27 protein-coding genes and 1 pseudogene are annotated in these 25468 nt (G+C 42.4%); 10 read left to right on the plus strand and 18 right to left on the minus strand.

The genetic code is table 11. The features are described 5' to 3' along the window. Nucleotides 1-277: 277 nt before the first annotated feature. Entirely contained in the window at nucleotides 278-985 is a 708-nt protein-coding gene (locus Q7S11_00885) for a type II secretion system protein (GenBank protein MDO8572307.1), read from the plus strand. A gap of 71 nt (nucleotides 986-1056) precedes the next feature. On the opposite strand, the gene Q7S11_00890 is transcribed toward Q7S11_00885, so the two are convergent. Both Q7S11_00890 and rpsP read right to left on the minus strand, forming a co-directional pair. Further along, complete coding sequence (locus Q7S11_00890) at nucleotides 1057-1377, minus strand: KH domain-containing protein (GenBank protein ID MDO8572308.1); 321 nt, start codon at nucleotides 1375-1377, stop codon at nucleotides 1057-1059. A 113-nt stretch (nucleotides 1378-1490) separates the two neighbouring features. Beyond that, on the minus strand, nucleotides 1491-1865 hold the full coding sequence (gene rpsP / locus Q7S11_00895) for a 30S ribosomal protein S16 (protein MDO8572309.1): 375 nt from the start codon (nucleotides 1863-1865) through the stop codon (nucleotides 1491-1493). A gap of 398 nt (nucleotides 1866-2263) precedes the next feature. Here rpsP and Q7S11_00900 point away from each other — a divergent pair, with 398 nt between their 5' ends. Beyond that, nucleotides 2264-2815 (plus strand): PH domain-containing protein, encoded by a 552-nt coding sequence (locus tag Q7S11_00900; GenBank protein ID MDO8572310.1) that lies wholly within the window; start codon nucleotides 2264-2266, stop codon nucleotides 2813-2815. A gap of 43 nt (nucleotides 2816-2858) precedes the next feature. Here Q7S11_00900 and Q7S11_00905 read toward each other — a convergent pair whose 3' ends face one another. After that, a complete protein-coding gene (locus tag Q7S11_00905) occupies nucleotides 2859-3443 on the minus strand; it encodes an ATP-dependent Clp protease proteolytic subunit (GenBank protein MDO8572311.1) in 585 nt (194 codons plus the stop codon). A 92-nt stretch (nucleotides 3444-3535) separates the two neighbouring features. Between Q7S11_00905 and Q7S11_00910 the strand changes: the two genes are divergently transcribed. Then, nucleotides 3536-3706, plus strand: a complete 171-nt coding sequence (locus Q7S11_00910) for a hypothetical protein (GenBank protein ID MDO8572312.1) — start codon at nucleotides 3536-3538, stop codon at nucleotides 3704-3706. 75 nt (nucleotides 3707-3781) lie between these two features. On the opposite strand, the gene Q7S11_00915 is transcribed toward Q7S11_00910, so the two are convergent. Further along, nucleotides 3782-4309, minus strand: a complete 528-nt coding sequence (locus tag Q7S11_00915) for a hypothetical protein (GenBank protein MDO8572313.1) — start codon at nucleotides 4307-4309, stop codon at nucleotides 3782-3784. A 133-nt stretch (nucleotides 4310-4442) separates the two neighbouring features. Here Q7S11_00915 and rnr point away from each other — a divergent pair, with 133 nt between their 5' ends. From rnr to Q7S11_00930, 3 genes are all read left to right on the plus strand, one after another. After that, on the plus strand, nucleotides 4443-6416 hold the full coding sequence (gene rnr / locus Q7S11_00920; GenBank protein ID MDO8572314.1) for a ribonuclease R: 1974 nt from the start codon (nucleotides 4443-4445) through the stop codon (nucleotides 6414-6416). 72 nt (nucleotides 6417-6488) lie between these two features. After that, nucleotides 6489-6662: a hypothetical protein gene (locus Q7S11_00925; protein MDO8572315.1), complete on the plus strand. Its 174-nt coding sequence runs from the start codon at nucleotides 6489-6491 to the stop codon at nucleotides 6660-6662. A 216-nt stretch (nucleotides 6663-6878) separates the two neighbouring features. Further along, nucleotides 6879-7325 (plus strand): hypothetical protein, encoded by a 447-nt coding sequence (locus Q7S11_00930; GenBank protein MDO8572316.1) that lies wholly within the window; start codon nucleotides 6879-6881, stop codon nucleotides 7323-7325. A gap of 144 nt (nucleotides 7326-7469) precedes the next feature. On the opposite strand, the gene Q7S11_00935 is transcribed toward Q7S11_00930, so the two are convergent. The 11 genes and pseudogenes from Q7S11_00935 to Q7S11_00985 all read right to left on the minus strand — a co-directional run bounded on the left by Q7S11_00935 (nucleotide 7470) and on the right by Q7S11_00985 (nucleotide 16083). Continuing rightward, entirely contained in the window at nucleotides 7470-7721 is a 252-nt protein-coding gene (locus tag Q7S11_00935) for a type II toxin-antitoxin system RelE/ParE family toxin (GenBank protein MDO8572317.1), read from the minus strand. A 3-nt stretch (nucleotides 7722-7724) separates the two neighbouring features. Beyond that, complete coding sequence (locus Q7S11_00940) at nucleotides 7725-7937, minus strand: hypothetical protein (GenBank protein ID MDO8572318.1); 213 nt, start codon at nucleotides 7935-7937, stop codon at nucleotides 7725-7727. Between the two features lie 91 nt (nucleotides 7938-8028). Then, nucleotides 8029-10287 (minus strand): AAA family ATPase, encoded by a 2259-nt coding sequence (locus Q7S11_00945; protein MDO8572319.1) that lies wholly within the window; start codon nucleotides 10285-10287, stop codon nucleotides 8029-8031. Nucleotides 10288-10297: 10 nt separating this feature from the next. Next, nucleotides 10298-11077, minus strand: coding sequence for a ribonuclease III (rnc, locus tag Q7S11_00950; protein ID MDO8572320.1), 780 nt, complete (start codon nucleotides 11075-11077; stop codon nucleotides 10298-10300). Between the two features lie 21 nt (nucleotides 11078-11098). After that, on the minus strand, nucleotides 11099-12007 hold the full coding sequence (nusB, locus tag Q7S11_00955) for a transcription antitermination factor NusB (GenBank protein ID MDO8572321.1): 909 nt from the start codon (nucleotides 12005-12007) through the stop codon (nucleotides 11099-11101). A 230-nt stretch (nucleotides 12008-12237) separates the two neighbouring features. Continuing rightward, nucleotides 12238-12399 (minus strand): annotated as a pseudogene (rpmF, locus tag Q7S11_00960) (50S ribosomal protein L32). A 69-nt stretch (nucleotides 12400-12468) separates the two neighbouring features. Beyond that, complete coding sequence (locus Q7S11_00965) at nucleotides 12469-12804, minus strand: hypothetical protein (GenBank protein ID MDO8572322.1); 336 nt, start codon at nucleotides 12802-12804, stop codon at nucleotides 12469-12471. Nucleotides 12805-12950: 146 nt separating this feature from the next. Further along, nucleotides 12951-13196 (minus strand): hypothetical protein, encoded by a 246-nt coding sequence (locus Q7S11_00970; GenBank protein MDO8572323.1) that lies wholly within the window; start codon nucleotides 13194-13196, stop codon nucleotides 12951-12953. 229 nt (nucleotides 13197-13425) lie between these two features. Beyond that, complete coding sequence (locus tag Q7S11_00975; protein MDO8572324.1) at nucleotides 13426-14058, minus strand: ribonuclease HII; 633 nt, start codon at nucleotides 14056-14058, stop codon at nucleotides 13426-13428. Further along, entirely contained in the window at nucleotides 14024-15514 is a 1491-nt protein-coding gene (locus Q7S11_00980; protein ID MDO8572325.1) for an alpha/beta fold hydrolase, read from the minus strand. Before Q7S11_00980 ends, Q7S11_00975 begins: the two co-directional genes overlap by 35 nt. Beyond that, nucleotides 15475-16083 (minus strand): hypothetical protein, encoded by a 609-nt coding sequence (locus Q7S11_00985; protein ID MDO8572326.1) that lies wholly within the window; start codon nucleotides 16081-16083, stop codon nucleotides 15475-15477. Before Q7S11_00985 ends, Q7S11_00980 begins: the two co-directional genes overlap by 40 nt. Nucleotides 16084-16199: 116 nt before the next feature. Here Q7S11_00985 and dnaE point away from each other — a divergent pair, with 116 nt between their 5' ends. The 3 genes from dnaE to Q7S11_01000 all read left to right on the plus strand — a co-directional run bounded on the left by dnaE (nucleotide 16200) and on the right by Q7S11_01000 (nucleotide 20091). Beyond that, nucleotides 16200-19388: a DNA polymerase III subunit alpha gene (gene dnaE / locus Q7S11_00990; protein ID MDO8572327.1), complete on the plus strand. Its 3189-nt coding sequence runs from the start codon at nucleotides 16200-16202 to the stop codon at nucleotides 19386-19388. A 206-nt stretch (nucleotides 19389-19594) separates the two neighbouring features. After that, nucleotides 19595-19816: a hypothetical protein gene (locus Q7S11_00995; GenBank protein MDO8572328.1), complete on the plus strand. Its 222-nt coding sequence runs from the start codon at nucleotides 19595-19597 to the stop codon at nucleotides 19814-19816. Beyond that, nucleotides 19807-20091, plus strand: coding sequence for a type II toxin-antitoxin system RelE/ParE family toxin (locus tag Q7S11_01000; protein MDO8572329.1), 285 nt, complete (start codon nucleotides 19807-19809; stop codon nucleotides 20089-20091). Before Q7S11_00995 ends, Q7S11_01000 begins: the two co-directional genes overlap by 10 nt. Nucleotides 20092-20274: 183 nt before the next feature. Here the strand turns inward: Q7S11_01000 and Q7S11_01005 are convergent, their stop codons facing one another. Then, complete coding sequence (locus Q7S11_01005) at nucleotides 20275-20685, minus strand: hypothetical protein (protein ID MDO8572330.1); 411 nt, start codon at nucleotides 20683-20685, stop codon at nucleotides 20275-20277. Nucleotides 20686-20804: 119 nt separating this feature from the next. On the opposite strand from Q7S11_01005, the gene thrS reads away from it, so the two are divergent. After that, nucleotides 20805-22550, plus strand: coding sequence for a threonine--tRNA ligase (gene thrS / locus Q7S11_01010; protein ID MDO8572331.1), 1746 nt, complete (start codon nucleotides 20805-20807; stop codon nucleotides 22548-22550). A gap of 389 nt (nucleotides 22551-22939) precedes the next feature. Here thrS and Q7S11_01015 read toward each other — a convergent pair whose 3' ends face one another. Next, nucleotides 22940-23173, minus strand: a complete 234-nt coding sequence (locus Q7S11_01015; protein ID MDO8572332.1) for a hypothetical protein — start codon at nucleotides 23171-23173, stop codon at nucleotides 22940-22942. Nucleotides 23174-23248: 75 nt separating this feature from the next. Further along, nucleotides 23249-25336: a DNA topoisomerase subunit B gene (locus Q7S11_01020; protein ID MDO8572333.1), complete on the minus strand. Its 2088-nt coding sequence runs from the start codon at nucleotides 25334-25336 to the stop codon at nucleotides 23249-23251. Between the last annotated feature and the right edge of the window lie 132 nt (nucleotides 25337-25468).

Consider the following 25468-nt stretch of genomic DNA (forward strand, 5'->3'; position numbering starts at 1 on the left):
CCCTTTAAATAGTCCGCCCAAGGCGAATTACTGCAGGATAAAGAAACTATATCATCGGAGAAAAAATCCACAAGAAACCGCTGGTCCGAGCTCAACATCATTTGATTTTGTACAGCCACTACTCCCCCAGTTCATCCTTTGCTTTAATAATTGGGATAAAAGTGAGTGTGAATAATGTTAAATGGGGGAAAATAGGGAGATAGTGTATGATATGCGTAAGATATATATGGCTCAATGTACGTGGTAACCAGGAAGAAGATTTCACCTAAAAATACATATGAAAAAATTAGAATCCAACAATAGACAAGAAATTACCACATTGACCAAAAAAGGAAGCCGAGTAAATTGGGACAGTAAAACTCTAGGATTTACCCTTATTGAACTTTTGGTTGTTATCGCCATCATTGGTATTCTCGCGTCTGTTGTTCTTGCATCGCTTAATAGTGCACGCGCAAAAGCGCGAGATAGTGAGCGAGTTCAAACAATGCGCGCATTTAAAACTGCATTGGAACTATATTACACTGATTTTGGTAAGTACCCCAATGATGGTTCAAATGCCCCACTCGAGGGGTTTTCATACCACAAATACAACGCGGGCACTTGCGCTCTTGGTGATTGGTATGACCAATCAGTACCAGCCGACAGTGTTTGGATCGATAACAGTGTATCGGTTGGATTTATTTCAGAATTATTTAATGGCGGTTACATAAGTAAATCAGCTTGGCATGATCCATCAAATCCAACAAGTAATAGCGATGCATTTAATTGTCGATATATTTTTCTTGAAACTGAGGGAACTGCAGGTAATGTGCAAAAATATCTCCTCCACTGCAATCTTGAAAGCGGTACTACTCTGGAATCAAATGATGGCGGTTTTAACAATACGGTATATGAAATCATGATGCCTGAACCATGGATCTGTATCTGCGGGCAGGATGGCAAGGGAGGAGCCACAGTATCCCCAATGTCTGCGGGATCGTGTTAGGCAACTCGTACAACCATCTTTATTTTCAAAACCCGCCCCATTTCTGGGGCGGGTTTTGAAAATAAAACACTTTAAATCTTGAGATCTTCTATCACTCGATCGACATCACTTGAACTAGTGCGTGCTGCCATCATTTTGCCACCTTCGGGTTCACTAATTTTGAGGTTGACTCGGGCGTTATTCTTGATACCCACAACACGAAGCAATGTTCTGATTGCCTTTGCGGTATTACCGGATCGACCGATAATTTTTCCCATATCAACCTGATCGACATCGAGCGTGAGAAGAACTCCCATCTCATCGACTTCCCTCTTGACCTTCACTTTGTCAGGAACATCAACAAGGGCTTTGATAACATATTCCAAAAATTCAACATCTCTCTCTTTAGCCATTGTATTCAATCTTTCAAACTCTATCTAATAAATTCTTTGCAGATTTTCGACCGTTCTATCATTATATTTCTTGCATATTGTATGTCAATAAAAAGGGGCATGAGCCCCTTTTGTTAAGATTTTACTTCTACGTCTCTTTGTTTTTCTTCGATTACTACCGGAGTTGCTTGGGTCTCCCCTGCTACTTCGGGAGCCGCCGCTTCGTCTTTCTTGGGAGGGCTTTTGCGGGGGAGAACATTGATTTTCTTTCCACTCGTAATTTTTTCATTAATCAGGAGATTGTGGACTGTGGGAGACACTTTGGCGCCGACAGAGACCCAATATTTTACTCGGTCTGCTTTAATTTCCGGCTTACCGAAGCGGGCATTGTATGAGCCGAGCACTTCGAGAAATTTGCCACTTTTTGTTGAATTTTTTGAGTCAGTCAAAACAACCCGAAACGATGGGTCATTTTTCCTTCCTACTCTTTGCAGTCGTACCATTAACATAGTGAGCTCTAATATAACAGAAGGTGCTTTAAAGTCAACTTTTTGTGAGCTTCTACTTCCAAAACTCCAGAAACTTCTGCAACAAAAAAATCTATTGAAGCTATTCAAGTTAGGGGATATAATCACAGAATGATGGATCTAAAATTATTTCTCATAAATAACAATATCATTCAAGAAGGAATGTCTGTTGATTTTTGGGTACACCCCAAATACCTTTGGATGGGCTTGGGGGTCATGCTAGTTTTGTTTGCAACTATAAGTTTCGTGTTGGTGTATCATTGGACTACTTATGGATATAAACCACTCACAACGAGTTTTATGGGAGCTATTTTTTTTTCAATTTCCCTCATCTTCTTCTCCATTATTCTTATTACTCTTCTTGGATATAGCACAACGACATGATTACTCTCGACAAAGACGAACACATTATTATTGAGGTACGAAAACATTGGTTCATATTTATGGCGCAATCACTACCGCTTGTGTTTCTTGTTTTTCTACCGTTCGTGATTAATATATTGATACGTGGTGCAGGACTCTCGGATGTTGTGGTTTTAGGCAAGCATGCTCAATTGTTTATCACTATGGTCACAGCAACATGGATGTGGATTATTTGGGTGGCATTTTTTGTTCTTTGGACTGATTATTATCTCGATATTCTTATGCTCACCAACAAGCGAATCATCGACATCGAACAGAAGGGATTATTCTCTCGGGGAATTTCTACATTTCGCCTTGATCGCATACAAGATATAACCGTGAACGTTAATGGAATTATACCGACATTTTTTAATTTTGGAGACATTCATATTCAAACTGCCGGTGAAGTACCAGAGATTAGTGTTAAGAGTATCCCCAATCCGCACAACGTGCGTGAAATCGTTACGAAAGCACAAGATGAGGTGATTGAAAAATTGCGGGTGGTGAAAATAGACAGCGAAGAAAAATAAAAAACGGCGTGCACATCGTGCACGCCGTTACCAATATTGCGAACTAGATTACTTCATCCACGAGACCAAATTCAAGGGCTTCCTCTGACCGAAAATCTTTTTCTTTATTTAGTACGTGAATAATTTCAATGGGTTCACGTTTTGTTCGTTCAGAAAAGATTTTTATAATTTCTTTTTGTACTTCGAACCCTGGAGCAAGCGATTCTTTAATCTTTTCCCAATCTTCAATACCATACGGATTTTCTTTGTCAGGATCAAGCATGAATAACTTGGTCGAATCTTTGGAAGCATTATGCACACCGATTATGGAGTTACGTGCAATTTTCCGAACATGACATGCTTGAAGGACGACAGCCGCTATTGAATTAGCTACTCCCGATACCATGCCGATAACGGGAGCATCCGACAGTCTTATCTTATCGCAAAGATCAAGTCCTTGACGAGCACCTCCACCAGTACTGGTGATATGAAGTTCGATTGGGTCGTTCTTACTCATGGCATTTAAATACGTAAGAGAAGATAAGATCCATAATGTGGACTTGCTATCTACCTCACGCAAGTACAGTTGCCGTTTTTCGAGAAGCTCTTTGTTGAATAACGTTTCAAGCTCTTCTTTTGTGTTTTCCACAGACCCTCCTGTAAAGTTCAAATTTGTGCTACAATTAGAGTGGCATAAATATTAAGTTATGTCAATGGATATTATTAAATAATTTTTACAATATGTTTGAAGGAATATTAGGAAAAAAAGAACCTGAGGGCGGATTTAAAAATGAGAAACCCATGTACGTGGGTGAGAATGTTGTTGATCCAGCAACAGGTGAGGTGGTAAAACCAGAAGAACTCAAGAAAAGAAATGAGGGACGAGCATCGTCCGGCAGAGAACAAGTGTAGACGATAAAAACCACTTAAAAAAACATCCGCCTTGGCGGATGTTTTTTTAATATACGTGCTCCCCCCTTCTTGTATCTACTGCGTCGCACTTCCCTCGTATAAGAAAGAATCGTCAACTGTTGTATTTGTTGTTGTGGTAGAAATTGGCGCAATACTTTTTACGTCGGATTTTCCCGCCTGCTGTTGCGCGGACAGGTCAGTTATCTTTAGTGCCGCAAGAACTCCATCAAGTTTAAGAGAAACGCGAGCATCTTTGCTTGCCTTAAATGTTACCTCAAATGGGGTTTGGGTAATCACCTGCGCACAAAAACTTGAAGCGCCCTGTTCATTGAGATCAATAGTGACTTGTTCCGGATATGATTCCATGACGGTCACTTGCGATACTAATTCATGACACGGGGTGGGAACCGTTAGGATACCCCTGTAAACATGAATGCCATTTTCAAAATAATGATCTACGGGGATTATGCGAACAATGCCTGATGCTTCATTTTTTGTTGGTTCAATTGTTTTTTCTTGCGACACATAGAGCATTATTCCGCCCGCCGCAAAAACAACAAGAATTCCAAATGCAATAATTTCTTTTTTAGTCAATGTAATCATACAAAAAATCCCAGAAGTAATGTAGTTTGATGATATCATGCAGTGAAAGAAAAATCGAGCTTTCACAGATATTTAAAACACAGCCCTTTCGTTCAGTTGGAAAAGTTCCCTTAAATACGGTAGGATAGGGGCTATGTATAAGGAAGCTCAAAATAACCCTCCCCATAAGGACGATAAATCCTCTGCACTTGAAGGAATCATTGGTATTACCCCTAAGGGAATTGGGTATGTAAAAATTCCCGACAGAGAAGAGGATATCGAGGTTGCTTCGCTGTTTCTCAATACCGCACTTCATCGAGATACGGTACGCGTCATTCTCCATCCGCAAACTCCCGGCGAGCGTGTTCAAGGCGAGGTGGTCGAGATACTCACCAGAAATAAAATGGAATATGTTGGTGTTCTCGAACGCCATCAGGATTTTTATTTTCTTGTTCCACAAGATATGCGGATGTATGTCGACATCATTGTTCCCGCTTCAAAAGCGCTCGGTGCGGAACATGGGGAAAAAGTGCTTGTGGCGATTACGAGCTGGAATGATCCCAAAAAAAGCCCTGAAGGCGAAGTGATCAAAGTTATCGGCAAACCCGGCGACAACAATGTCGAGATGGAGGCCATTGTGCTTGATACCGGTCTTCGTCCTGATTTTCCAGAAAAAGCATTAAGAGAAGCTGGAGCAATCAAAAAAAATGAGGAGACGGAGTTTAAACGCGACATTGAGTTACGACGCGATATGCGCAATGTTACCACCTTCACGATCGACCCCGTTGACGCAAAAGACTTCGACGATGCATTGTCGTACCAGAAACTCCCTGATGGAACAATTGAGATCGGCATCCATATCGCTGATGTATCCCATTACTTGCGTCCCGACACTGACTTGGATATAGAAGCGGCGCGCAGGGGTAATTCGATTTATCTTGTCGACCGCACCATCCCCATGCTCCCTGAAGTTCTTTCAAACGACCTTTGCAGTCTCAATCCAAATGAAGACAAGCTCACCTTTGCCGCAATATTTACGTTTGGGAAAGACACGCTTGAGAAGGGCACTCCGCACATTACCAGCGAGTGGTTCGGGAAAACGATCATCAATTCAGATAAACGATTCAGTTATGAAGAGGCGCAAGGTGTACTTGATGACGGGAAGGGGATTTTTTATGACGAGCTTTTGATACTCAATAATCTCGCGAAAAAACTCCGCAAAAAACGCGAGGAGGATGGTGCGCTTTCATTCGAACACGAAGAAGTACGATTTGAACTTGATGCAACTGGCAAACCGCTTCGCGTATACAAAAAAATAATGCAGGATACCAATAAGCTCGTCGAAGAATTCATGCTTCTGGCGAATAAACAGGTAGCGCGTCGTGTTCATGAACTCGGCAAGAAAGAAGAAAAACTTTTCGTCTATCGCGTCCACGACGAGCCGGATCAGGAAAAGATCAGTGACTTGATTGAATTCCTCAACAAGCTTGGCTATAACATTAAGATAAAAAATAAAAATGTGTCATCAAAAGATCTCAATGGGATTTTGAAAATGGCGGAAGGGCGTGCGGAAAAGGATATGATACAGACTGCCGCGGTTCGCTCAATGGCAAAAGCGATCTACTCAACAAAAAATATCGGGCATTACGGCCTTGCATTTGAATACTACACGCACTTCACCTCCCCTATTCGCCGTTATGCGGACGTGATGGTACATCGCTTACTTGAGAGCTATCTCGCGGGCAAGCATCCGTCGCAAGAAGAACTCCGCCGCTATCAGAGCCTTGCAAATTACACATCGCAGACAGAACAACTGGCGACGACCGCAGAACGTACATCAATCAAATACAAGCAGGTTGAATATATGACCGAGCGCGTTGGAAAAACATTTGACGGCGTTATTTCAGGCATAACGCAATGGGGTCTTTATATCGAAGAAAAAGAAACGAAAGCGGAAGGAATGATCCGCCTGCGCGATATGACCGACGACTTCTACGAATTTGATAAAAAACATTTCAGTATGGTGGGACAAAAAAAGAAAAAACGGTACCGCCTCGGCGATGCCGTGAAAGTAAAAGTGAAGCGCGCAAGTCTCGATGAGCGGCAGATTGATTATGTGTTTGTGTAGGTAACTAACAACATTTACCAAGGACTGTCCTTGGTGTTTCGGTCCTTGGTGTTTCGTCCTTGGTGTTTCTGAGTGATCGAATCAGTTCTTGTTGGCGATATTGCTCGTCTTGATGTTAAAAAATTGAAGGGTGAAAAGAATGTGTTTCGTATTCGCATTGGCGATTTGCGTATTATTTTCACGTACAAAAAGAACTTGCCTCGTATTGTTTCCATTGAGCGCCGAAACGACACAACGTATCGTTAGCGGTAAATTACTCCCATCAACCAACTACCACAGATTTCAAGCTATAGCTTGAAATCTGTGGTACCCATATCCCCTATTCTTATGACGCGCAAGCCTCGACGAACGGCAGATTGATTATGTGTTTGTGTAAAATACCACTAACTACCTTCAGGTTTGACACTAAAATTGGGCGTGCTAGTCTGCTCATAGAAAACTGAACATGAATACGGAGGACATATGCAACCCCATGCCTTGCAGTTCATTCCCCAAGAAGACCTACGTATATTTCATGAGATAGTAGGAATTGTTGGGCTACTTCCTGACATAATACTAGGTCACACTAAGACTGGTAGAGAGGTCCCTATATCTTGTCATGTGCTTACGCGAGCACTGGCATCCATTTTTGAAACACTGGAAGTTAAAGACGGTTTTATAGGATACGGGTCACACTACGAACATTCTTGGTTGCAAACAAGTAGCGGTTCAATTATTGATCCTTATCCTTTTGCTACAGTAGGGGGACCAATTATTCTCGCTGATGTTTTATTTTGGAGAAGTTTTTACGGCCCAGAAATATGCCTCATTGAACATCAACAGGAACCGTTCACCGCTTGGGTTGAAACAATAACTAATGTTGTTTATGAAATTTACTACAACCCTAAGGAAAATAAAACTGCTCACTAATACATTTAAAAATCACTCGAAAGAGTGGTTTTTTTATTTTGCAATCGCGACGGCTTCTTCGAATTTAACCGAGAGAAGTTTTGAGACGGCGCCAGTCCGCTTCTTCCCCTCAACCCTATATCCGTAAAGATTACTACGCACAACCTACCTATACATGTCCTTTCTATGCCCAACCTTGAGGATTTTGGCGGTATCATTTTCAACATCAAAGGTTACTCGGTAGTCTCCAATACGGAAACGATATTCTCCGAGCTCAAAATCGGTAAGATGCTCTGCAAAACCAAGTGGTGAAGGAGCTGACATGTAGAGCTCAAGTTTTTGCTTGATTTGCAATTGGGCTTTCCGAGGAAGTTTGGAAAATTCTTTAATGGAATTTCCCTTGAAATCGTATCTCATAATCTATGCAAGTCCGAGTTTCTTATATAGATATGTTGAAGAGACTGCTTTTTTAGAAGCTCGCGCGCGAGCAATATCTTGTTTATATTTCTTGGAGGTGGACATTTGATAATATTCTTCAAGCATACTGACTCGCTCACGAATGGTCTCCCACGCCGAAACAGGCAATACCACAACGGGATTCTTGCCAAGTTTAAAAATTTGGGCTTTTTTCATGAATGCATTCATTTTTTTATGATACTCTTTTCCTCGAATAATCGCAACATCTACCTAGTTTTACTAGGACAATATCCTAGAAAACAGTCAGCTACTTCGCAATCGCGACGGCTTCTTCGAATTTAACCGAGAGAAGTTTTGAGACGGCGTCGGAACCCATGGTAACACCGTAGAGAATCCCCGCGCGGGACATTGTTTCGCGGTTGTGTGTCACCACGATAAGCTGGGAATATTTTGAAAGATTTTCGAGCATATTGCCATATTTTTTTGAGTTTGCTTCATCAAGCGCCGCATCAGTTTCATCGAGAATAAGAAATGGCGGTGGATTCACCTGCGAGATAGCAAACAAAAGCGCGATGGAGGTGAGCGCGCGCTCACCTCCCGAGAGCATATGAAGCCCTTTGATCTTCTTGTGCGGCAAACTTACATTGATATCAATTCCTTCTTCCTCTTCAACTTCGCCCTCCTCTTCCCCGCTCTCTAAACCTTCAAGTTCGGGTGGAACTGCGCGCCGGCGTTTCTGCTCTTTTATCAACAAGAGTGTTGCCGTACCTCCACCAAACATCAGCGCGAAAAATTCTTCAAACTGCTTGTTGATCTTTTTGATCCCGCCCTGAAATTCTTCTCCGAGACGGACCGTGAGGTCTTGGATAAGCTGCGAGAGCGCTTCTGCGCTTTTTTGCAGATCTTCGATCTCTTTTGCAAGAAATTCGTCTCGCGCAATGGTTTGGTCATGCTCTTTTACCACATCCTCCCCTGTGCCGCTTCCCATATCCTCAAGCCGAATTTTTATTTTTTCAATACGCTTCCTGCGGTCTTCTTGCACGGTACGTGATTCAGAATGCGCTTGACCTCCATCAATCGCAAAATCTTTATACGCAAGCACGCCTTCACCCGAAAGGACTTTTGCTTCTTCCAGCTCCCGACGAAAACTTTCTTCCTCGCGGAGAAGATTTTCTTCCTTCACATCAACTGTGGCAAGCCTTGAAGTAAATTCGCTTTTCTTTGCGCGGATATCAAAGAGCGCCATCTCGGCATCGCGAGACGAATCTTTTTCTTTCTCTATTTCGTTTCGCGCGAATCCGTATTCTTCCGAAAGCTTTTTTTCTTCATTCACCGCCTCTTGGAGTAAATGATTGGTTTCTTCGCGGTCTTTCTTGAGTGTTTCCAGTTCGCCTTTTTCATCCTCCCCTTCTGTAATAATCCCTTGACGGCTCTGGGAAATAAACGTCGCAATAAGATCTCGAATCTTTTTGAAAATTGCTTTTGTGATAGAAAAATCTCCCGAGGTCTCCGCTTCCGCGATATGACGCTCAAGTGACCCCGTGAATTCATTTACCAAATTTCGATCAACAGGCGCATTTTCATCGCGAGACGCGCGTTCCGCTTTCTTGCGCAAGACATCTTCCTGATATTCGATCATTCCGTCAAGACGCCCCTCTTTGCGCGTGAGATCGTCGCGCTTCCTGCGAACTTCCGCGAGTTTCTCTTCGATTGTTTTCAATTTCCGGACACTATCGCTCTCGCCTGTTTCCTTGGATCGAAGCGACTCCTGCAAACGCGCGTGCTCATCGCCAAGCCGTTTGAGTTCTTCTTCGGGCACTCGACGCTCTTCTTGTATTGCGCTGCGCGTGCCTCCAAGATATTCCTCTTCTCGCTTGAGATATTCGTGATAGAGCTTTAAAAGCTCGTCACGAAACGCACGAGCTTGTTCTATTTTCTCAACCTGCTTTTTTAAAAATTTTATATGAGGCGCAAGCTCGCGACGAAGCGATTCTGCTTCTTTAAGATTTTCTTCCGTCTTTCCGAGTTTTTTATCACTCTCCGCGATCTTCCAATGATAGATTTTGAGCCCAAGCGCTTCTTCGATCATCGATTTTCTGTCTCTTGAAGAAGAGTTGAGAATTCTGTCGGCCTCACCCTGTGAAATAATATGATGCCCCGATGCGCCAATATGCACCCCTGCAAGAAGCTCGATAATATCCCGCAAGCGCACTGCTGTACCGTTGATAAAATATTCGCTCGAAGAGTCGCGATTCACTTCGCGACTGATCACCACTTCATCGTAATCGAGATTGAGTTCGCGCTTGGTATTATCAAACGCAATAGAAACTTTGGCATGATTGAGACGTGCAAGACTTTTTGAACCATTAAAAATGAGATCTTCTCCGCGCTTGCCGCGAAGCGACTTGAGGGACTGTTCCCCCAGCACAAAACGCACCGCTTCGACAACATTTGATTTTCCCGAGCCGTTGGGACCGACGATCGCCGATATGGGAGTATTGAAATCAAAAACACTTTTCTTTGCGAATGATTTGAATCCTCCAACCTCAAGTCGTTTAAGTTGCATAAATTCCAGTTTATTCCTTATCGACCGTATTCCACTTTTTTTCTTTAAGCGCCTGTGACGCCGCACCTTGTTCTGCTTCTTGTTTAGACTTCCCTTGCGCTTCCGCAATGAGCTCGTCTCCCAAAAACACTGCAACTACAAACTTTTTGTCGTGATCGGGACCTGCTTCACGTACTACCTTATACGTTGGTGTAACCCCCAGCTCGTCTTGCGCTTTCTCCTGCAAGAAACTTTTTGCATCTTTCCATAGTTCCTTCTCAACAATTTCGTGAGTAAGTGGAAGAAGCCACTCTGATATAAACGCTTCCACACCTTCATAGTGTTGGTCGAGATACAGTGCCCCTATAAATGCTTCAAACGTATTTGCCAAAATAATTTGGCGTGCCTTTCCGGTATCTTTCGCCTCCCCTTTTGAAAGAAGAAGGAACTCATTCATTCCAAGCGTATGTGCAACTTCCCCTAGGGTGACCGCATTGACGAGCGCAGAACGATAACTCGTAAGATCTCCCTCAGTTCTATCCTGATATTTTTTAAATAAATAATCAGTAACAACAAGTTCAAGTACTGCATCACCCAAAAATTCCAGACGTTCATTGTGCGTGAGACCTGCCTGCCGCGGCGCACCTGTCTGCGTGGCATGCACAGGCAGATGACTTTGCGGCGCAGGTAGGTCGCTTCGCTTGCTTTCATTAATATATGAGCGATGTGTAAATGCCTCCCGAAGCAGATCTTTATTCTTAAAATTTAATTTAAATTTTCGTTCAAATTGGGAAAAATCTTTGTCAGCCATAATGTATCGTTACTTTTTTTGTTATTTCTTGAGCAAGATATTGATTGCCTTTGTGATGATGGGGAGAATATCATCATAGATGTTGAGATCGAGAATATCCGCGAGGCGAAACCATCGTGCGTCATCAAGTCCGCCAGACTTCTTTAACGTAAGGTCAGAAAATGGAGTCTCGGTGAGAAAATAAACAACGTGTTTTCTAATTTTTCCCTTTTCTGGGTCAGAGGCGATATATTCGTTCTCGCCAAGTTTTTCTTTTATAGTTATATTGATACCAAGCTCCTCAAATGTTTCTTTGACAACGCCCACTTCTTCTGTATCCCCGGCTTCAATATGCCCCTTTGAAAGGGTCCAATGTCCGAATATGTCATGCACCAATGCAAGATACACTTCGTCCTTATCTTTCGCGTAAACAACTGTACCACACAACTTTTCCACAGGAAGCTTTGAGAGGTCGATGGGCGCACCAAGAGTCCTTTTTTTGCGCGGAGCATCATCCTTGCCAGGTTCACCCATTTCTTTATATACAGCTCCGAGAACTCCGTTTACAAACTTTCCACTATTCTCACCACCAAATGTCTTAGCAAGCTCAATCGCTTCATTGATAGCAACTTTTGCAGGAACTTCCGCTTTGTCGACAAACAAAAGCTCATAGAGCCCGATACGTAAAATATTGCGATCAACAATAGAGATTTTTTCTATCGGCCAATCAGGAGCCGCTTTGGCAAGTATCGTATCGAGCGTTTCACGTTTCTTCAATACACTCTCAACAAGGGACTTCATAAAAGACGTATCTCCCATGCCAGGAGCAAATTCCTCTGCATTACGAAGTAGAATTTCGTCTATAGTCCCCTCGGAAGCGACTTGACCACCAAAATCCCATTCAAAGAGTGTCTGCATTACGACCGACCGCGAGAGATGTCTGTTTGCCATGAATGTTTTTGAATGTGCTATGAATGAAAGAATATACTAGCCTCTTCTATGATTCCTGGATGTATTAACTCAAAACTCATCCCAGAAGCAAATATATTATACTGTAATTATGCACCTAATAATTCTCCTAAAAAATACTTCAATGTAGCTTACTACGACTTACTTTCACCTGCTTTACTATTCCTCTCTTTAATTTTTTTCTCTTTTTTTGCGACTTTCTTTAATACATTAATCACCTCTTTACCTCGATACGTACCGCATGTTTCGCATGCACGATGGCGCAAATGGAATGCGGAACACTTGACGCACACAGAAAGCCGCGGCCCCGTAAGCGCGTGGTGTGAACGGCGGTTTCTCGTATGAGCCCGCGTATGTCGCATTCGTATTACCATTGAAATGAGTATACAGAATCGCCAGAAAAAATCAAACCCCCGCGGTATTTTGCGGGGGTTAGGAAAAAATCACTTAGATCCCATTTTACGGATAATTGGTCGAATATTGCAATACAATTTCCTTTGCGTGCATTTTTCACACGACCTTAATTCATTCTTACCTCGATTGTCAATCCCGAGATAACGTGAAATTATAGCAACATCTGCTGGAAAACAACCAAAATTGACTACAACATAGCTATCAGAGTCGCTAATTGACAATAATTTAACTTCTTTATGGTCAATCTTTAAACTCTCTTCTGTGGCGCAGAGAATTTTTGGATTAAATGACTTTCTCTTGAGTTTAAGCGCGACTGAACCGCCCCTAAGGACATCTCCATCGTAGTAGATTTTATCTATTTCCACGTTTATCTCCTGTGTGTTCTGTACCAAAGAATTAAATTTATTCCGGTACTATTATGCCCCAAGATTATCTCTGTGTCCACTTTTAACAAAAAATGTTTCAGAAAAACGATACAGAGAGCTTCCGTGTCCACATTGAAAAAACAAAGTTATTTTTTTGCTTTCTCGTATTCTCGAAACAGCCGGTGTGCTTCCCATTCTATTTGCTTAAAACCCAACGTCTTTCCTTCTTCAAATCCTTGATATTTCTCTTCTACGGAAACAAAAAAGCAGTCCTCAATGTAGCAAAAAAGATCTTTCGTATTATGAAATTTTCTTTCTGGATTTTCTTTTTTTAATCTTTTGATTTGCTTGTCAGACAACGGCACATAGCATAGCGTTATCTCTTTTTTCAAACCCCTCTTGTTGTTCCCTACTCGAACCTCAATTGATTTAGGAATAATCCTATATGCCGTACAAATACGGTCATAGCACGCACATAAAATAGTTAAGTCTTTTATGTTTACTCCGGGGATACGAATTTTTAGTTTCGTATGGTTATCTAGATACTCGAATATGGGTTTTCTCACTACGCAGACCTCCTTCAATGTCCTTGTTCCAGCTCTATTTCTATCATAAATATCATTATCTGCAAATGTTCTTCAAAAAACTGTGGCGATGAATCTTAGAAATTCCATGCTTTTTAATTTTTTTAAAATGCTCTTTGGTCCCATATCCTTTGTGTTTTTCAAATTTGTAATAAGGATATTTGAGCGAATACTTTTTCATCAACCGGTCACGGAGTACTTTCGCGGCAATGGACGCAAGCGAAATGATCATTATTTTTTCATCACCGCGTATGATGATTTTTTGATTTCGATACATCCTCGGCGCGCGGAGACCACCATCAAGAAGAATAAGACTCTTGTGTGGCGGACACGAAAGTGCCCCCAATGAAGCTGTGATTGAACGGAATATCGCAGCATTGATTCCCTGCCTATCTATTGTGCTCGAACTGGAAAATGAGACGTGGAAAGAAATCTTGCCATCTCGTTCCGTGTTCTCTAGCTTCTTAAACCACGCTTCGCGCTTTTGCGCTGAGATTTTTTTTGAATCTTTCACCCCCCGAAACAAGGTCGTGAATTCCTTGAGGAACCTTCTTTCTACCATCACCACCCCGACTGCAACCGGCCCCGCAAGAGGTCCTCTTCCTGCTTCATCGATGCCGACAACGAAACCTATTCTATTCGACTTTATTTTGTCTCTTATGTAATCCATTGATTAAATTTCTTGCCGTATTTATTCCCAAGTCTGTGATTGCATATAGCCACGCCGCAACAACATCCACATTCATCTTCCATCGCCTTACGCTCCCTTCTAAAAATCCATATTTTTTTTCTTTAAGTGTTTGAAAATAGGGAAATATTTTATATCCAACGCCATTGATACTGTGAAAATACACAAAGTAATTAAGGCCCGCTTCAATACGAAATCCTTTTTTATAAAACCCCGGGAGATTGTGCCACACATCCTTCTTAAGGGCCCGCTCGCCGGAATTAAGGGCGAAGGGAAGAAATAATTTCTGCATGATATTACTCCTAATCCCGATATTCATATCATATCGCCCATCGCTAACGGGGGTGACCATAGCATCAATGTGTTCTGGTATCAATCCACGTAAATCCGCATCGCAGAAAAAAATAATGTTTTCACGTGCTTGCTTGACGCCGCGATCCATCGAAAATGCTTTACCACAATTTTTCTCATTACGAAGATACACAACCGAAGGAAATGTTTTTGCTATATACTCTTCGGTTCCGTCGGTTGAGCCGTCATCAACAACAATCACCTCTGAAATCATTCGTGCACGGATAAGTGCCGAGAGTACATCCCCAATACGCATCCGCTCATTATACGATGGAACAATCGCAGTTGCTTTTATACCTGTCATTATGTTTTGTGTATGTGTTTCACATTTTGAAGAAAGAAAAAACTCTCCAATACTATTATAGGTTGCATAATAATCATCTTCATGAAACACTCCGTGACCGCTATGTTCAAGAGTAATATTTTTTATCTTGTGAGAATTTACCTTGTGTTCTATGTTCCGTGCACTTTTCACGTGCGCAATCTTATCTCTTATTGTGAATATTGAAAGTAGTGGGCTCGTCACTCGTGATAAAGATAATGAAAGCTTCTTGTTCATCTCAACAAGAAGTTCGAGTCCATAGGAAGGCATCTGTGTATAATAAAAAGCTTCTGCTCGAGCAAGCTTTTCGCTCTTTGGTAATTTTTTTTCCCATATTTTTTTAAGACGCACCATATGGTACATACCAGGAATTGATAGGGGGAAGCGGAGTGTGTAAGGGGTTGCTGTTACAAATACTCCGGCAACTGGATATAAAGCAGCAAGGTAGAGAGCCACCTGACCTCCAAAACTATGCCCCCCGACGATGACACGTTTATAGCGCGTCAGTACATCCTTAAATTCTTTTTCAACAGCGGCAAGCAAATTCTCACAGGAGATTCCCTCTAAATCTTCTACAATTGTCCCATGACCTGGTAAAAGAGGGACGAGAACCGATACACCATACTCGGCATGAAGAAATTCTGGGAGACCGTTGAAGTCGGTAGGACTACCCGTATAGCCGTGTACAAGAAAAAATGCACACGATTGAGACTCCGCCTCAATGGCTATTTTTTGAGGTCTCCAATGAGTCGCTTGTTGAACCATAGTTGTATCATAAAGAAAGATAGTACAATGAGCAAGATAATACCGAGCGCAATAGTAATATTTTCAAAAATTTTTAAAAGATAAGTGAGTCCCTTTCCGGCAAGAAATCCAATGACAGTTACGACCGTGAGCCAAATAAAAGTAGCGACCATATTGTGCCGCATAAATTCTTTTAGTGGAAGATTGATTTGACTCATATAGAGAAGGATTATGATACGTGTTCCGTAGAGAAATTTTGTGACTATAAGAGCGGATAGATGGCTCCCTTTGCTTATTTTGTTGAGCGACCCCGCAACAGCGTTTACCGTTGTCTGGGTATATCGATGTGTAATAAACCCGGAAAGAAATTTAGTTTTTCCTAAGGAAAACCATATAAAATCGGAAGTGACAGTTCCTGCATATGATGCAAAAAAAACTATGTGAATAGGCATAGCGCCTTGCGCGGAAAGCGCAGCAACAGAGATAATGACCCACTCTCCTCCAAGCGCCGCTCCAAAAAATGGAATAACGTACGAAAGAGATGGGTAGGTAGTAAAGACAGTCTGTAGCCAATAAAACGAGTCGGGCATGTATATCGTGAGAATTTATTTTATTGTTATAAAAATGTGAGTGTATATTAGTAACCTGATTTTTTGTATTCGGCATGATTATTATACCAATTTTTGATACAATGGGCTCACAATTTATGCCTTCACCATTTATCCACCTCCATACTCACTCCCACTACTCTCTCCTCGATGGGCTTTCAAAGATTGGAGATATGGTGGCGCTTGCAAAGAAATATGACATGCCGGCGCTCGCGCTTACCGACCATGGCAATATGTACGGCGCAATCGAGTTTTATAAAACCTGCAAGTCGCATGGCATAAAACCCATCATTGGGGTTGAAGCATATATTGCAAACGGTTCTCGTCATGACAAAACGCCCGGTGTCGATAGTGAGCGCTATCACCTCACACTCCTCGCAAAAAATGAGACTGGTTATAAAAACCTTATCAAGCTTGTCACACTCTCTCATCTTGAGGGGTACTACTACAAACCCCGGATGGATAAAGAAATACTGCAGAAATATTCGGAAGGACTAATCTGTCTTTCAGGATGTTTTGGGAGCGAGCTTTCAAAAGCGATCCGATCTAAAGACCTTGATCGCGCTGAAAAAGTTATCAAAGAACATCAGGAAATTTTCGGCGAGGAAAATTACTTTTTGGAAATTATGTATCACCCCGGTGTGCCCGGCATCACCGAGGTACGTGATGAAATAATCCGTCTTGGAAAGAAATTTAAAGTTCCTCTTGTGGGAACACAGGACTCACATTATCTTCATTCCGACGACAAGCAGGCGCATGAAACACTTCTTGCAATTCAAACCAACGCTGACTTGAACGATGAAAATCGTTTCTCTATGGCAAGTGAGGATTTTACGTTCATTGATACAAAAACGGCACAGAAATATTTCAAAGATATTCCTGAAGCCGTCGAGAACACAATGAAGATTGCAAATATGTGCGATATAAAACTTTCCTTGGGACATTGGGTATTTCCCAACGTGGAGCTTCTCACGGGTGTGACCTATGAAGAAGAATTACGTAGGCTTACTTTTGAGGGCATTGCCATGCGCGAACTTTCAAAAACAAAAGAAGTTACTGACCGGATTGAGTACGAACTCGGGATCATCAACAACAAGGGATATGCTCCTTATTTTCTTGCTGTATTTGACCTAATCCACTTTGCACGTGAGCACAATATTCTCACTGCCATTCGCGGATCTGTTGCTGGTTCTCTGGTTACATACCTTTTGGGAATTACCAACGTGAATCCTCTTGAATACAAACTCCCCTTCGAACGATTTCTTAATCCTGAACGCCCATCAGCGCCGGATATCGATATGGACTTTGCCGATAACCGCCGCGATGAAATGATTGAATATGCAAAAAAGAAATATGGTGCTGATCGTGTCGCACAAATCGGAACATTCGGCACGATGATGGCACGCGGGGCGGTGCGTGATGTCGCGCGTGCGTTGGGTAAACCATATATTACAGGAGACAAGATCTCAAAACTTATTCCCATAGGCAGTCAGGGATTCCCTATGACCATTGATCACGCAATGAAGGTCACTCCAGAACTCAAAGATATGTATAAGAAGGATGAGGAAGTGAAGGAAATCATTGACTTGGCAAAAAAACTTGAAGGATGCGTGCGGCATATTTCAGTTCATGCCGCAGGAGTCGTGATCGCTCCCGCTCCTCTTTCAGAATATGTGCCGACCCAATTTGACCCTAAGGGAGGAAAGATCATCACACAATACGACATGCACGCGATTGAAGACGCGGGACTTCTTAAGTTCGATTTTTTGGGAATTAAAAATCTTGCGATCTTGGGTGACGCCGTCCGACTCGTAAAAAAATTCCGCAACATAGATATTAATATTGAAAAAATCCGCACGGATGACAAGAAAACGTTTGAAATGCTCGCGCGGGGAGAAACTATGGGGCTGTTTCAGTTGAACGGTTCCGGCATGACACACTATCTAAAAGATCTTCGCCCGACGAGCATTCACGATATCAACGCCATGGTAGCCCTCTACCGCCCAGGTCCCATGGAATCCATCCCCGAATATATCCGCCGCAAACACGACACAACGCTCGTGAGCTATCTTGATCCGCGCATGAAAGAAATTCTCACCCAGTCATATGGTGTGATTACCTATCAAGACGACGTCATGCTTATCGCTATCAAGCTCGGCGGATATTCGTGGCTTGAAGCAGACAAACTGCGCAAAGCGATGGGTAAAAAAATTCCCGCGGTCATGCAGGCAGAAAAAGCAAAGCTCATCGAAGGATTGGCAACCAATGGAATGGCACCCAAGAAATCCGAAGAGCTCTGGAAACTTATCGAACCATTTGCAGCGTATGGATTCAATAAAGCGCATGCAGCAAGTTATGGATTGGTCGCGTATCAGACCGCCTACATGAAAGCAAACTTCCCCATTGATTACATGACCGCGGTGCTTACGGCTGATGCGGGAGATGTGGAAAAAATTGCAGAGATCATCACGGAATGCAAACGAATGAAGATTGAAGTGCTTCCACCTGATGTGAATGAAAGTTTTGGAGATTTTACCGTGGTTCTGCCAAAACAAAAAGATGAACAGGAAAAGATCCGATTTGGTCTGTTTACCATCAAAAACCTCGGCACAGATATCGCTCAGGCGATCATTGACGAGCGCGAAGAGCATGGGAAGTTTTTATCGTTTTCAAATTTTCTCAGTCGCATTACGCACAAAAATCTCAATAAGAAGTCGCTTGAATCGCTCGTGAAGAGCGGAGCCCTTGATGCGTTTGGCGAGCGAGGAGCGCTCCTCGGTAATACCGAAGAAGCGCTCCTCTACAACCGTGAACAATCAAAAGGACCGACACAACAAAATTCATTGTTCGGAGCACTCGGTGGGGCAAACACACTTTCAGAACTCACTTTGAAACATTCAGAGCCCGCAAATAAATCCGACAAACTCTCGTGGGAAAAAGAACTTTTGGGGCTGTATGTGTCTGGACACCCACTTGATGAACATCGTGAAAAACTCGAGAAGCGCGAAATGACCATCGCACGAATCAAAAGTTTGGCTGCCGAGCTTGCGGTCGTTGCGGCGGGAATTGTTGAAGAAGTAAAACCGGTGGTCACCAAAAAGGGCGATTCAATGGCATTCGTTAAAATTGCCGATTTCTCGGGAATGATCGAAGTCGTCATTTTCCCAAAAATATTTACAGAATTTAAAAATATATTGGTGAAAGAAAAATGCATCGCGATCAAAGGAAGAACCTCCGAGCGAAACGGCGAAAAAAGCATCATCGCGGAGAAGATTAAAATTCTCTAAATACCACTGAACTTGATTTTAAAATTGTTATAAACTTCAAGTCATGACTTGAAGTTTATAATAGTTATCATTGGGTGTTGTTATGGAAAAAGTGAAGGAGTTGTATATGGTGGGTAGTTTACGGCTTATAATTGGTGACTCAAAGAACTTGACAGAGGTGATACACTTTTGGTACACTCTAGATATATAAGAACTAAATAAAAAACATGTCTACTACCAAAAAACGCATCAACATCAGTATGGAACGCGAGCTTGAAGAGATGCTCTCTCGTATCGCCAAGCGCGACCGTGTTCCGCAAGCAACTAAAGCAACAGAGCTTCTTCGTATCGCCCTTGAGATTGAGGAAGATCAAGTCTGGGCCGAAGTCGCCCAAAAACGTGACAAAAAAGGAGCGCGCCTTGTATCACATAAAAAGGCATGGGCATAACGTACAGGATTGTCTACCATAAGCAGGTTATAACGCACGACATTCCCCTACTCTCCAAAGAATGGCGAGGCAAGATCAAAAGCGCTATTGAAAACAAACTTGTTTCCCACCCCGAAATATTTGGTATACCGCTCCGCAACACGCTTAAGAACTATCGTAAGCTCCGTGTCGGCAATTATAGAATTATCTTTCGCATTGAATCAAAGACCGTACTAATCTTTGTCATTAGTCATCGCTCGAATGTGTATCTTTTGTCAAATAAAAGAACGACATAGACTGATAATCCTTCATACGCCGTTTCCCCCGCTCACCTCAAATCCTACTTCACGCCGTTTGCGGCGAGATTAATGACCAATAGTTAATATACGGAGGTCGGACCTCCGTAGTCCTAAAGAAAAGCCAACCGTTACTGGTTGGCTTTTAGCGTGAAGTGCTTGTGAAAACAGGGTCATCAACTTCTACGATCGGATCATCAAGGAAATTTTGTGTGCATACTCCTGATATCTAACGTCAAAATGTATTCTGAGTATTGTCATTTTAAATGACACATATTTATTGACATTCTGTACACGAAAGTTACCTTCTTCTACATCACCCGGTATACGGAACATAGTGAGACGAAGCTCACCAAATTCGTCTTCCCCATATATGTCCACGTCACTGTCACAAGCATCAAGGGAAATCAGTCTTGAGCCATCCGTTAACTCAGGCACTTCATACTCGTTCCCCTCAACTAGAATCCGGAGAACGTCTCCTGATGTATAACGATATTTCTTTCTTCTGGCGCAGTCCTTCTTGAATCTCGTGCGAATTTGTTGAGCAAGACATTCTAAATCTGGTTCTAACAATTCTGGTTTTAACGATGCCATATATAACCTCCTATTAATCAGATATGGATTTGGCGCACTAAACTCTTTCTTTAGATTACACTAAATTAGCGTTTTGTCAAGTATTTCAGAAATGGCCTTTATTTGCTATGATGTTTTGCATGGATTCAGATAATCTCTCAAATATCCGCCACTCACTCTCACATCTTCTTGCAACGGTGGTGCGCGAAAAAGACCCCGGAGTAAAGCTTGCCATTGGCCCCGTTATTGAGAACGGCTTTTATTATGACTTTGAATTCTCGGGAGACTACTCCCCCACTCCGGAAGATTTGAAGAGTTTTCAAAAGGCAATGAAGAAGCTTGCGGGAAGGAACCTTCCGTTTCAAGGCAAAGAAGTGACTGCGGATGAAGCGCGCAAACTTTTCTCGAATGAGCCTTACAAGCTCGAGCTTATTGAAGAATTTGAAAAAGACGGTCGTAAACTTACCGTATATGAAACAGGTAATTTCATTGATCTTTGCAAAGGCGGACATATAGAGAACACGAAAGAAATCGACACCGATGGGTTTAAAATCACCCATATTGCCGGAGCATATTGGCGCGGAGATGAGAAAAATAAAATGCTTACGCGTATTTACGGACTCGCATTTGAAAACAAAGAAGCGCTGGATACGTATCTAAAAAATCAGGAAGAAGCAAAAAAACGCGATCATCGAAAACTCGGCAAAGATTTGGAAATTTTTACGATCATTGACGATGTTGGTCCGGGACTTCCGCTTTTTTATCCGAATGGCGCGATCCTCCGTCGCCTTGTTGAACGTTATATCGAAGAAGAACAAGAAAAGCGAGGTTACCAGCCGATTTGGATTCCCCACATCACAAAAGGAAATCTCTATAAGACTTCCGGTCACCTCGACAAATATGACGCAATGTACCCGCCAATGAACATTGACGAGCATGATTACTACATCAAACCCATGAATTGTCCGCATTTCATGATGCTCTATAAAACGAAGCAACACTCATATCGCGATCTTCCGCTCCGTTACACTTCAACTACTACCAACTATCGCTATGAGAAATCGGGGGAGCTTTCCGGCCTCACACGCGTACGCTCACTTACGCAAGACGATTGTCATGTGTTTTGTGAACCATTGCAGATTGAAGATGAAATTAAGTTGATGCTTGAAATGATTGGGCAGGTCTATAAAAAATTCGAACTCAATGATTTTTCTGTCCGCATTTCACTCCGTGATCCAAAAAACAAAGAAAAGTATCTGGGAAGCGATGAGGTGTGGGAGAAAGCGGAGAGCGCGCTCAAAAATGTTGTGAAGACAACGGGATGGAAACATGAAGAGGAAGAGGGTGAAGCGGCATTTTACGGACCCAAACTTGATTTCGTATTTAAAGATGTTTTAGGAAGGGATTGGCAACTCTCCACCATTCAGCTTGATTGGAATCTCCCGGAGAGATTTGAACTTGAATATATAGATAACGAAGGAAAACAATCACGCCCCGTCGTGATCCATCGTGCGATCTTGGGTTCAACGGAGCGATTTTTAGGAATTATGATTGAGCATTACGGCGGAGCATTCCCCGTATGGCTCTCCCCTGTTCAAGCACTCATTCTCCCTATCAGTGAAAAGTTTGGCGCGTATGGAGAAGAAGTGAGACGTGCGTTGGTATCGGCAGGTTTTCGCGTGGAACTCGACAGTAGAAATGAATCACTCGGTAAAAAGATCCGCGATGGAAAGATGAAAAAGACTCCCTACCTTCTTGTTGTCGGAGAAAAAGAAGAATCCGCTAAAACAATCACCATTGAAAGCAGAGACGGCGAAAGTGTTGGAACGCTCCAAATTCAAAAGTTTATTGATTTTCTTGGGGAAAAAATTAAAGGCTCTAAATAAGCCTTACTTAAGCCTCGCTAGGGGATAAAATTGGGGATAACCTGTTGGCAATGTGTTGATAGTGGACATATTATTAATGGAGGATTAAATCCGTACAAAAGGAGGTGGTTTGTGTGTCTTCGGAATGATGAATGCGTTTGTGGTAAAAAAATCAATGAAGACAAATATGTTTCGAAGGGAAAAACTGATTACTGCTCTAATCAATGTGCCAACAAACACAGTAATGATGTGGACTCTCAAAAACCTTCTGTTTTACAACAATATACGGGTGAGTTGAATGCCCTCGCTTCTTCTTGAATCGTCCCAATTATTACATTTGGGGCGATTTATTTTTTGTGGAACATAGATTTTAAAAAAATAAAAGGGCTTAAAAAAAAGCCCTTTTAAATTTATTCAAAAGATATATCAGCAATCCATTCATCGTTATGGCGAATGGAGATTTCTTGCGCCCAATCAATACCTTTTGCCTCCCCTCCCACCCTTGTGATAGCAAGGACACTATTATCATTAAGATTAAAAGAAACCCTTACTACATCAAGTCCATCTTCGTCAATTATGGTTTTTGTAACCGAAACAATTGTCCTGCCAATCAGTGTGGGAACATCGCACGGAACTTCTTTCATGTATCCTCCTGTAACGTGTTATTTATCTACTGTTGAGCATATCGTAATTCCCTAAACACATCAATGGGTATTGATTTAAATATCCAAATTCGCGAGTTTTGCGTTTGATTGGATGAATGACTTGCGTGAACTTACATCCTCGCCCATGAGGGTATCGAATACGCGATCCGCTTCTTGCGCATCATCAATGGTTACTTGTTTAAGAATCCGTGTCGCGGGATTCATGGTTGTCTCCCAAAGTTCTTCGGGGTTCATTTCTCCGAGACCTTTATAGCGCTGAATCGTAATCTTTGTAGATTTTTTTGATTCTTTTTTCCCCGTGTTTTCAGGAGTTTCTCCTTCTTCGCCCTCCTCTTCTTCTGTTTCTGCATCATCCGACGGAGTTTCTGAAGTATCTTGCATGGTATCCGCGTCCTTCCCTAAAATTTTTGATTTTTCACTATCAGAGTATGCATAGGTAATTTCTTTTCCGCGTTTGATTTTATAGAGCGGTGGTTGCGCAACAAAAATATTTCCCGCATCCACAAGTTGTCTGAAATATCGAAAGAAGAGCGTGAGAAGAAGCGTCCTGATGTGCGCGCCGTCTACGTCGGCATCAGTTGCAATGATAATTTTATGATAGCGAAGTTTCTCAATATCAAATGTATCACCAATCGCAGTACCGAGCGCAATCACGAGTGATTTGATTTCCTTCGATGCAAGCATTTTGTCAAGTCGCGCACGTTCAACATTAAGAATTTTCCCACGAAGCGGCAACACCGCTTGTGTTCTCCTGTCTCTTCCCTGTTTTGAAGATCCACCTGCTGAATCTCCCTCAACAATAAAGAGTTCGGACTCGGAAGCATCATTCGTCTGACAGTCTGCCAACTTACCCGGCAGAGTCATTCCTTCAAGGGCACCTTTGCGTAAAACACTATCCTTGGCGGCTTTTGCAGCCTTACGCGCGCGAAATGCGAGAATAACCTTGCCTATTATTGCCCGTGCATCATCCGGCTTTTCTTCAAGAAAATTTCCAAATGCCTCGCCGAATATGCGTTCAACGGCTCCACGTGCCTCAACACTTCCCAATTTTGCCTTGGTCTGTCCTTCGAATTGAATTTCAGGGAGTTTTACTGAAATAGCAACCGTGAGTCCTTCGCGAACATCATCAGCAGTAAGCGCTTCTTTTTCATCCTTGAGAAGATTGCTCTTCTTTATATATTCATTGAGACGTCTGGTGAGCGCGGTGCGAAAACCAGTCACATGCATCCCGCCTTCAGCGTTATAGGTGTTGTTTGCAAATGCAAGTTCACGAGATGAAATGTCATCCACATACTGAAGCGCAACCTCGACGTGAACATTTTCAAATTCCTTTTCAATATAAAAAATATTTTTATGGACAGGAGAAAGAAGGCGATTGTAATGTTCCACGAGCGAGACGAGGCCTCCTTCAAAATAAAACGTAAAGCTTGAAACTTCAAGATGCTCTATGGAAAGATACACTGCCTTTTCATTCAAATCTCTTCCGTGCTCGCGTGCATCAATGACTCCCAGGCGAAGCCCCTTCACGAGATACGCTTGCTGACGCATGTGGTTTATAATCTGATTCCAATTCCATGTAATCTCGGAAAAAATTTCCGCATCTGGCTCAAACGTCACAATGGTTCCGGTAAACTTTGTGGTGCCAACTTTTTTGACTGCCGCCTTTCGTTTTCCTCGAACGTACTCTTGCATGTACACTCCTCCATCGCGATGAACTTCGACTTTTGTATACACAGAAAGCGCATTTACAACAGACGCTCCCACCCCATGAAGCCCGCCGGAAACTTTGTAACTTTTACCTTCAAATTTTCCTCCCGCGTGCAGTGTGGTCATGATCGTCTCAAGCGCGGAGACTTTTGTTTTTTTGTGCATATCAACAGGAATACCACGTCCATTATCGACAACACGCACGCGATTATTGGATAGAAGTGCTACTTCAATATGGTTTGCAAAACCACCCATTGCCTCATCGCGCGAGTTGTCAAAAATCTCCCAAATAAGATGGTGCAGTCCGTCAACACCTGTTGAGCCGATATACATTCCAGGACGCTTCCTAACGGGCTCAAGACCCTCAAGAACGACGATGTCCTCTGCTCCATAACTATCTCTATTTTGTGATGATTTTGCGTCGTTTTTAGCCATTATTTCAGATATTTAAACAAAGAGTGCCGCCCAAGCAGGCGGTAACTTTTGATACTACCACTATACCAGGAAACCCTAGAAAACAAAAGGGTTTTTCTAAGCTTCCTGGGTATATCTTTTAGTGAAAATAAG

The sequence above is a fragment of the bacterium genome, assembly GCA_030648955.1.
Classification (GTDB): domain Bacteria; phylum Patescibacteriota; class Minisyncoccia; order Phycocordibacterales; family JAUSHB01; genus JAUSHB01.

What these genes read in the sequence shown, in the direction of transcription:
- Q7S11_01005 (MDO8572330.1), bottom strand. Translation starts at nt 20,685, where the DNA reads ATGGCATCGTTAAAACCAGAATTGTTAGAACCAGATTTAGAATGTCTT.
- thrS (MDO8572331.1), top strand. Translation starts at nt 20,805, where the DNA reads ATGGATTCAGATAATCTCTCAAATATCCGCCACTCACTCTCACATCTT.
- rpsP (MDO8572309.1), bottom strand. Translation starts at nt 1,865, where the DNA reads ATGTTAATGGTACGACTGCAAAGAGTAGGAAGGAAAAATGACCCATCG.
- Q7S11_00890 (MDO8572308.1), bottom strand. Translation starts at nt 1,377, where the DNA reads ATGGCTAAAGAGAGAGATGTTGAATTTTTGGAATATGTTATCAAAGCC.
- Q7S11_00945 (MDO8572319.1), bottom strand. Translation starts at nt 10,287, where the DNA reads ATGCAACTTAAACGACTTGAGGTTGGAGGATTCAAATCATTCGCAAAG.
- Q7S11_00900 (MDO8572310.1), top strand. Translation starts at nt 2,264, where the DNA reads ATGATTACTCTCGACAAAGACGAACACATTATTATTGAGGTACGAAAA.
- Q7S11_00985 (MDO8572326.1), bottom strand. Translation starts at nt 16,083, where the DNA reads ATGCCCGACTCGTTTTATTGGCTACAGACTGTCTTTACTACCTACCCA.
- Q7S11_01020 (MDO8572333.1), bottom strand. Translation starts at nt 25,336, where the DNA reads ATGGCTAAAAACGACGCAAAATCATCACAAAATAGAGATAGTTATGGA.
- Q7S11_01015 (MDO8572332.1), bottom strand. Translation starts at nt 23,173, where the DNA reads ATGAAAGAAGTTCCGTGCGATGTTCCCACACTGATTGGCAGGACAATT.
- Q7S11_00975 (MDO8572324.1), bottom strand. Translation starts at nt 14,058, where the DNA reads ATGGATTACATAAGAGACAAAATAAAGTCGAATAGAATAGGTTTCGTT.
- nusB (MDO8572321.1), bottom strand. Translation starts at nt 12,007, where the DNA reads ATGGCAAACAGACATCTCTCGCGGTCGGTCGTAATGCAGACACTCTTT.
- Q7S11_01000 (MDO8572329.1), top strand. Translation starts at nt 19,807, where the DNA reads ATGGGCATAACGTACAGGATTGTCTACCATAAGCAGGTTATAACGCAC.
- Q7S11_00915 (MDO8572313.1), bottom strand. Translation starts at nt 4,309, where the DNA reads ATGATTACATTGACTAAAAAAGAAATTATTGCATTTGGAATTCTTGTT.
- dnaE (MDO8572327.1), top strand. Translation starts at nt 16,200, where the DNA reads ATGCCTTCACCATTTATCCACCTCCATACTCACTCCCACTACTCTCTC.
- Q7S11_00935 (MDO8572317.1), bottom strand. Translation starts at nt 7,721, where the DNA reads ATGAGATACGATTTCAAGGGAAATTCCATTAAAGAATTTTCCAAACTT.
- rnr (MDO8572314.1), top strand. Translation starts at nt 4,443, where the DNA reads ATGTATAAGGAAGCTCAAAATAACCCTCCCCATAAGGACGATAAATCC.
- rnc (MDO8572320.1), bottom strand. Translation starts at nt 11,077, where the DNA reads ATGGCTGACAAAGATTTTTCCCAATTTGAACGAAAATTTAAATTAAAT.
- Q7S11_00940 (MDO8572318.1), bottom strand. Translation starts at nt 7,937, where the DNA reads ATGAAAAAAGCCCAAATTTTTAAACTTGGCAAGAATCCCGTTGTGGTA.
- Q7S11_00995 (MDO8572328.1), top strand. Translation starts at nt 19,595, where the DNA reads ATGTCTACTACCAAAAAACGCATCAACATCAGTATGGAACGCGAGCTT.
- Q7S11_00885 (MDO8572307.1), top strand. Translation starts at nt 278, where the DNA reads ATGAAAAAATTAGAATCCAACAATAGACAAGAAATTACCACATTGACC.
- Q7S11_00910 (MDO8572312.1), top strand. Translation starts at nt 3,536, where the DNA reads ATGTTTGAAGGAATATTAGGAAAAAAAGAACCTGAGGGCGGATTTAAA.
- Q7S11_00980 (MDO8572325.1), bottom strand. Translation starts at nt 15,514, where the DNA reads ATGGTTCAACAAGCGACTCATTGGAGACCTCAAAAAATAGCCATTGAG.
- Q7S11_00930 (MDO8572316.1), top strand. Translation starts at nt 6,879, where the DNA reads ATGCAACCCCATGCCTTGCAGTTCATTCCCCAAGAAGACCTACGTATA.